This is a genomic window from Tahibacter harae (genome assembly GCF_024437735.1).
GTDB lineage: Bacteria > Pseudomonadota > Gammaproteobacteria > Xanthomonadales > Rhodanobacteraceae > Tahibacter > Tahibacter harae.
Window position 1 is genome coordinate 1 of record NZ_JANFQO010000071.1, and the last position, 1,394, is coordinate 1,394.

Annotated in this window: 1 protein-coding gene; it reads left to right on the top strand. The window is 71.2% G+C overall.

Annotated elements, in window-relative coordinates:
• The coding region (locus NM961_RS23855; RefSeq protein ID WP_255916927.1) for an SDR family NAD(P)-dependent oxidoreductase at positions 1 to 1,394 on the top strand (1,394 nt) is incomplete at both ends.

Genomic DNA, 1,394 nt, shown 5'->3' on the forward strand with positions numbered 1-1,394 from the left:
CTGAGCGTGGTGACGCAGCGGGCGCTGAGCCTCGGCGACGGTGAGGCGATCAATCCCGCCGATGCGAGCGTGCATGGCCTGGTCGGTTCGCTGGCCAAGGAATATGCGCAGTGGCGCGTGCGCCTGCTGGATACCGATACGCTGGATGAAACCGGGCTGGCGGCGCTGCTGCGCCTGCCGGCCGATGCCCAGGGCGATGCCTGGCTGTACCGGGCGGGCGAGTTCTACCGTTCGCAATTGCTGGCAGCGCAATGGGGCCCGGCGCGGCCGACGCGCTATCGCGACGGCGGCGTCTACGTGCTGCTGGGCGGTGCGGGCGGCATCGGCGAGGTGTACAGCGAATACCTGATTACACGCTACCGCGCGCAGGTGGTCTGGCTGGGCCGGCGGGCGGCGGATGCCGCGATCGCGGCGAAGATCGCACGGCTGGGCCAGCACGGTCCGGCCCCGCTGTACCTGCAGGCGGATGCGACCGACGCGGCGGCGCTGGCGGCGGCCTGTGCGCAGATCCGCGCGCGCTACGGCGCGATCCACGGTCTGGTCCATTCGGCCATCGTGCTGGCCGACCAGAGCCTGGCGCAGATGGACGAGGCGCGCTTCCGCGCCAGCCTGGCGGCCAAGGTCGATGCCAGCGTGCAGCTGGCGCGCGCGTTCGGCGGCGAAGCGCTGGACTTCGTGCTGTTCTTCTCCTCGCTGCAGAGCTTCAGCAAGGCGCCGGGGCAGAGCAATTACGCGGCCGGCTGCACCTTCAGCGATGCCTATGCGCAGCAGCTGCGGCAGGCCTGGCCGTGTGCGGTCAAGGTGGTCAACTGGGGGTACTGGGGCAGCGTCGGCATCGTCTCGTCGGACTTCTACCGCGACCGCATGGCGCTGCTGGGCTTCGGCTCGATCGAGCCGGAGGAGGCGCTGCAGGCGCTGGAGCAGCTGTTGTCCGGTCCGCTGGACCAGGTGGCGTACCTGAAGCTCAGCCGCGCACGCGCGCCGGACGCGGCCGACGGCGGCACGGCGTTGCAGGTCTACGGCCCGGCGCCGCAGCAGGACCTGGCCGCGGTGCAGCGCGAACTGGCCCGGCGCATCGCCGCGCCGGCGCTGCCGCCGGCGGAAGCCGATACCGGCCTGCGCCTGCTGGAGACGGAGCTGGCGCGGCTGCTGTTTGTACAAATGGACAGTTTGTGTCTGTGGACACCGGCAACGTTCACGCTGGAGGCGCTCAAGACGCGGCTGGATCCGCAGTTCGGCCGCTGGCTGGCCGAGAGCGTGCGGCTGCTGGAGCTGCAGGGTTACCTGGTGCGCGAGGGCGAGGGCTACCGCGTGGTGCAGCGGGTGGAAGCCGATGCCTGGCTGGACTGGGAAGCGGCGAAGCACGGCTGGCTGGCGCAGCCGAACCTGCGCGG